The sequence below is a fragment of the Streptomyces sp. NPDC003943 genome (assembly GCF_053605265.1).
This window is the reverse complement of the sequence record NZ_JBSGIW010000018.1, coordinates 88821-94820: the sequence shown is the minus strand read 5'-3', so window position 1 is coordinate 94820 and position 6000 is coordinate 88821. Positions and strand designations below refer to the sequence as shown.

Here is a 6000-nt window from a genome sequence, read left to right as displayed (position 1 = left end):
TAGAATCGGAGATACGGGGGGGGTTGGTTTGAGCGACGACCCGGGCGCCGCGGGCGGCCCGACCGCCCCCCCCCCCCCCCCCGACCTGACGTTCTGATGACCGATCCCGTCGTCAAAGTCGCTGGTCAGAGGCGCGGTTCGGCGGTCGGCCGATGTTGTGTGTTCACGGCGAACAGGGCTTCGGGTATCTTCCAGTCGCCGGAAAACAGATACCCATGGGTTTGTTTTGTCGGGCTGCCGGGATGCCGGTTCGGGCGATGAGAGGGACGGACTCCCCATGGCGAAGCAGGATCGTGCGATCCGTACCCGCAAGGCGATCCTGGAGGCGGCGGCGGCCGTCTTCGACGAGCGCGGCTACGAGTCGGCCAAGCTCTCCGACATACTCGCACTCGCCCAGGTGACCAAGGGCGCGCTCTACTTCCACTTCGACTCCAAGGAAGACCTCGCGCACGCGGTGCTCGACGCCCAGGTGGCGGTCGTGCCCACGGCGCCCCCGCAGATCTCCAAGGTGCAGGAGTTCGTCGACGTCGGCATGGTGTTCGCGCACCGGCTGACCCGGGACCGGGTGCTGAGCGGCAGTGTGCGGCTCACCCTCGACCAGGGCGGGCACGAGCTCGACCGCAGCGGCCCCTACCGCGAGTGGACCGAGATCAACCTGCGGCACCTCACCGCGGCCAAGGAGCGCGGCGAGCTGCTGCCGCACGTCGACCCGGCGGAGGTCGCCGGCCTGGTCGTCGCCGCCTATGCCGGGCTCAATCTGATGACCTTCGCGATGGAGGGCGACCGGTCCTCGATGGAGCGCTGGGCCTCGACGCTCTACCACCACTTACTGCCCAGCGTCGTCGTGCCCGCCGTCCTGACCGCGCTCGACCTGGAGCCCGGCCGCGGCGCCCGCGCGCTGGGTCTCGACGAGGGTTTCGGAGACGGCCTCGGCAAGGGTTTCGACGAGGTTCTCGACGGCTCGGACCGGGCCTGAAAACAGTCCACAAAGCATACCTGCGAGTCCAGTTGCCGCTTCCCTCGGTACGTTTCCCTGCGTCTTGACGCGGCATTGATGCTGATGAATCACCCCAAAGAGGGCAATTTTCCAGGTCGGACGGTGCACCGATTCCGTACCAGGCGGTTTCTTATTGACATGCTTCCCGGTCTCTTTTCTAATCGTCCCCGGGGGAGCATCCGTTGCGCGTGTGCGCAGACGCTGAGGGGGCAAGGGTGGACGTCCGGATCCTGGGGGGGCTTTCGGTACGCGAGAACGGGGTGTCGATCACCCCTGCCGCGGCCGCGCCACGACAACTGCTCGCCCTGCTCGCCGCGTCCGCCGACCAGATCGTGCCGGTGTCCGTCCTCATGGAGGAGCTCTGGCCGTCCGGCGCCCCGCGCGGCGCCCGCGCCGAACTCCACGCCCATGTGCTCGGACTGCGCTCCCTGCTCACCTCCGCGCGGTCCGAGGGCCGCACCGGTGAGGACGGGCGCACGCCGGAGACCGTGCTCGCCGCCGAGACCGGCGGCTACCGGCTCGACACCGGCGGCGGCTCCCACGACGTCTGGCAGTTCGAGCGCGCGGCCGGCGCCGGCTATCGCGCCATGGAGGCGGGCGACCTGGCGCGGGCCGCGCTCCGGCTCGGCGAGGCCCTCGCGCTCTGGCGCGGCGAGCCGTACGCCGGAGTCGCCTCCGGTCCCCGTCTGGCCGCCGAGGTCGAGCGCCTCGAAGCCTCCCGGCTGAGCGTGCTCGACCAGTGGGCGGAGGCCCAGCTGGGGCTGGGCATGCACGCCGAGATGGTGCCCGAACTCGCCATGCACGCCGCCCAGTACCCGCTGAGCGAGGCGCTCAACGCCCACTTCATGATCGCCCTGCTGCGCACCGGCCGCACCGACGACGCCCTGGAGGTCTACCAGCGGCTGTGCGCGATGCTCGAGCGCGACGGCGGCCGGACGCCCTCGGCGCGCCTGCGCCGCCTGCACCGCTCGCTCCTCTCCGTACGGGACACGGTGCTGCCCCGGGTCCCGGCGCAGCCGCGGTTCCGCGGTGGCCCCACGGCGGTTCCGGCGGTGGCGACCCCGAGGGCCGCAACCACGGCAACGGCCACCGTCGCGGCCACGGCCACGGCCACGACCGCGGCCACGGCGGCGGTCTGATCCCCCGTCAGGGCGGGGGAAAATAGCGGGCGCCGGGGGAGGCGGCGGAAGAGGAGCGAACGGGAATGAAACGGGCGATCCTACCGTTGACCGTCATCCACGGCGGATTCAGTTTCGGCCAGCGGTACGGGTTTCCACGGCGTCACCCGGTTCTGCTCAGCAGCGGGAGTTGAAGCATGACCAACCACGGCGCAGACGCGGACGGGGGCGGGGGCCCGGTCGTGGGCATCGACGCGCTCGCCGTCCTGGAGATGCTCGCCCGGCGGGAGCCGCCCGAGCGGTTCTCCGAGCTCCTCGACCAGGCCCGTGCCACGGGGGCCGAGGGCGGCGATCCGGGCCGGCTGGAGCGGGCCGTGCAGCTCGCGGGCGGGATCGCGCACTTCCTCGCCCGCCGCGACCGCTGCGAGACCGGCCTCGACGCCCTCTCCGACACCGCGCGCGACCTGACCCTCCCGTACGACCTCGAAGGACTGCTCCGTACCGTCCTGCGCCGGGCCAAGCGGGTGCTCGAACTCGACCTCGCCTGCCTCAGCCTGCGCGGCGACGCGTACGGCGTCCGGGTCATACACGCCTCCGAGGGCAGCGACAGCCGGCGCGACCCGGCGGACTGGTCCGCCGCTCTCGACGGCGACGGCTACGACCGCATCGGCGGCGGACTCAGCGAACTCGCCCAGACGCTCGGCGAACCCGTCTGGACCGAGGACTACCTCAAGGACCAGCGCTTTCCCCACACCGGCGTCCTCGACCAGCTCGTCCGGGACGAGGGGATGCGGGCCGTCGTCGCGGTGCCGCTGCGCGCCGGCGACACCGTCATTGGACTCCTCTACGGGGCCGACCGCCGGGTCCGCCGCTACAGTCCGGGCGAGATCGGGCTGATCAGCTCGCTCGCCGACCTGGCCGCCGTCGCCACGGAGAAGGCCGGGCTCCTCGACCAGACCCGGGCCGAGGTCACCGAACTGGAGCGGGACAGCTCCCGCGTGCGCACCGCGCTCACCCGCATGCGCCACCTCGGCGAGGCCCACGGCCGGATCATGAACCTGATCCTGGCCGGCGGCGACCTGCTCGGCGTGGCCAAGGCGACCGGGGACGCGCTCGACGCCTGCGTCCTGATCCGCGACCCGGGCGGCCGCACGCTCGCCTCCACCGGTGAGATCGCCGAACTCGACGAGGAGGTCGTGGCCAAGGCGTCCCTCGACGCCCACGCGAGCCGCCGGCCGGTCCTCGTGGGCGGCGACCCGGAGGAGGCGCGGGAGGACGAGCGGAAGCGCGAACGGGAGGAGGGACGGGAGGAGGCCGCGGACGGCGATCCGGAGGACGCGCCCGGGCCGGGCCTCGGCCATGCCCCGGGCGTCGCCGGTTACTTCGGGGACGACCTGGACGACGACCTCTCCGACGCCCTTTCCGACGACCTCGCCCACGACTTCGCCGAGGAGTTCGGCACGGAGTTCGGCGAGGGTCTCGACGACCTCGCCCCGTACGCCCGCTGGGGCCTCGGCCGCAAGAAGCAGCCGCAGAAGGGGCCCGGGACCTGGATCGCGCCCGTCATCGCCGGCTCCGAGGACCTGGGCGTGCTCGTCGTGCGCGCCGCGACCCCGCTCAGCGGCGAGGACGAGCGGCTGCTCGAACTCGCCGCGCAGTCCGTCGCCCTGCTGATCCTGATGCAGCGCTCCACGGCCGTCGCCGAGGGCCCGGTCCGCGACGAGCTGCTCGACGACCTGCTCGCCGAGCCGCAGCACGCCCCGCAGCAGATAGCCCAGCGCGCCCGCCGCCTCGGCATCGACCTGCGCGAACCGCATGTCGTCGTGGTCGCCCGCCCCGAGGGCGGCGAGCAGGGCCGGGCCGTGGTGTGGGCGTCCTCGTATGCCTACCGGATGTCCGGTCTGAAGACCGTGCAGGGCGGCAGCGTCGTCCTGCTGCTGCCCGGTGTGGACGCGTCGGCCGCCGCCAAGGCCGTCTCCGGCGAGCTGGCCCCGCTGCTCGGCCACCCGGTGTCGGTGGGCGCGGCCGGTCCCGGCTGGAGCCCGGACGGCGTGGGCCGGCTGTTCCAGGAGGCCATGCGCTGCCTGGACGCGATGAGCGCGCTGGGCGGCGCGGGCGCGGCGGCGTCGGCCGAGGACCTGGGCTTCCTGGGCCTGCTCCTGTCGGACCACCACGACGTGGACGGCTTCATCGAGTCGACGATCGGGCCCGTACTGGACTACGACGCCGAGCGGGTCACCGATCTGATCCACACCCTGGAGGCGTACTTCGCGTCCGGCGGCAGCCCCACCAACGCGGCCGAGGCGCTGCACGTCCACCCGAACACCGTCTCGCGCCGGCTGGAGCGCATCGGTGAACTCCTCGGCCCCGAGTGGCAGAAGCCCGGCCAGGTCCTGGAGGTCCAGCTGGCGCTCCGGCTCCAGCGCACCCGGGACGTCCTCGCCCGCCGCCGCGCCGCCCTCGCCGAGCAGCGCCCGACGGCCGGCCCGTCCTGCGGCGACCGCCCGGGAGTCTGAGCCGCCGCGGCACGGGTGTGCGTACCGGGCCCGGGAATCCGAGCCGCCGCGGCACGGGTGTGCGGACGAGGCCCGGGAGTCCCGACTCCCGGGCCGTGGCCCGTGCCCCTGAGGTCAGCCCGCCGAGCGGGCCTGTATCTCGCAGTACGGCGCGATCCGCTCCGTCCCGAGGACGGTCGCCGCGTGCGCGGCCGAGGCCAGCGTGATGTGCCGGTGCCAGCCGCGGAAGGAGCGCCCCACGAAGTCCCGCAGTCCCGCGCCCTCGCCGACCTGCCGGAAGTCCCGCTCCACCCGGCGCGACAGCTTGGTCAGCCGCAGCAGCGGGCCGACCGCCGAGCCCGTCAGGTCCGTGATCCACAGCCGGGCGGGCGAGCGCCGCGGGTCGTCCCACTCGCCGAGCAGGAGCAGCGGCCGCTGCCGCTCGCCCGGCGGCACGGGCAGGGTGACGCGCACGGCGGTGGCGAGCGAGGTGCGCGAACTGCGCACCCCGGCCGCCGAGTCCACCCAGCTCACCGGGCGGCGCAGGCCCTTGAGCGACTCCAGGATCTGCAGCGCGGTGAGCGGCCCGGCGCCGAAGCCGGGCAGCGAGCGGTCGGCGACGGTCAGTCGGCAGCTCGTGCCGATCCGGGCGACCACGGGGACGCCGGCGAGCGCGAGCCGGTGCAGGGCGGCGCGCCCCGCGCCGCCGCGGATGTCGAGCAGCACCGGCTTGCGGGCCACGTCCGGCCAGCGGGCCGTGTCGAGCGCCGCGTTGACCGCGCACTCCTCCAGGGTCTCCTCGCCGGCGCCCTCCGGCACCTCGGCGCGGTCCCGGCGGGTCGGGTCCTTGACCCACGGATCGGGCAGGAACAGGCGCCAGTTGACGGGGATGCTGGTCTCCTCGCCCGCGAACCACACGCCGAACGCCTGCTGACCGCGGAACACCTGCCCCTGCTCGGGGTCGAAGCGCCGGTCGACGCCGACCGAGTGCTGGCCGGCCTTCGGTATCGGCATCGGCCGCACCACCCACGCCTGCGGGGAGCCGTGCCGCTGCAGATAGCGCGCGAGCTCCGCCCGCATCGGCCGCCAGTCCCAGGTCGAGCTGGAGATGAAGTGGTGCAGGCTCTGCTCGGCCGCCGGGCCGCCGATCTGCGCGGCGATGTTGCGGATCGACTTGCGGCCCTGCGCGGTGAGCAGCCCGCGCAGGTACTGCTCCGCCTTCATGCGCTGGTCACGGCGCGGGAAGCCGGAGAAGAGCGCGGCGCAGAGTTCGCCGTACACGTCGTCGTCGGCCGTGTCCCGAAGCTCCCCCCGGAGCTCCCGATGCGCGGTGACGGTTCTGAATCTGGTGGTGACGGATGTACTCACGACACTCCTGCCCTACGGATTG

The 6000-nt window shown here is 73.4% G+C and carries 4 protein-coding genes; 3 read left to right on the top strand and 1 reads right to left on the bottom strand.

Features of this window, described 5'->3' with window-relative positions:
- Nucleotides 1-277: 277 nt before the first annotated feature.
- The 3 genes from ACWEV0_RS11040 (at nucleotide 278) to ACWEV0_RS11030 (ending at nucleotide 4631) form a co-directional block, all read left to right on the top strand.
- Complete coding sequence (locus tag ACWEV0_RS11040) at nucleotides 278-976, top strand: ScbR family autoregulator-binding transcription factor (RefSeq protein WP_453148428.1); 699 nt, start codon at nucleotides 278-280, stop codon at nucleotides 974-976.
- A 236-nt stretch (nucleotides 977-1212) separates the two neighbouring features.
- Nucleotides 1213-2136, top strand: a complete 924-nt coding sequence (locus ACWEV0_RS11035; RefSeq protein WP_453148426.1) for an AfsR/SARP family transcriptional regulator — start codon at nucleotides 1213-1215, stop codon at nucleotides 2134-2136.
- Between the two features lie 176 nt (nucleotides 2137-2312).
- Nucleotides 2313-4631, top strand: coding sequence for a helix-turn-helix domain-containing protein (locus tag ACWEV0_RS11030; protein WP_453148425.1), 2319 nt, complete (start codon nucleotides 2313-2315; stop codon nucleotides 4629-4631).
- Between the two features lie 114 nt (nucleotides 4632-4745).
- Here ACWEV0_RS11030 and ACWEV0_RS11025 read toward each other — a convergent pair whose 3' ends face one another.
- The gene (locus ACWEV0_RS11025; protein ID WP_453148436.1) at nucleotides 4746-5891 is read right to left on the bottom strand and encodes an IS701 family transposase; all 1146 of its coding nucleotides are present in this window, start codon (nucleotides 5889-5891) and stop codon (nucleotides 4746-4748) included.
- Between the last annotated feature and the right edge of the window lie 109 nt (nucleotides 5892-6000).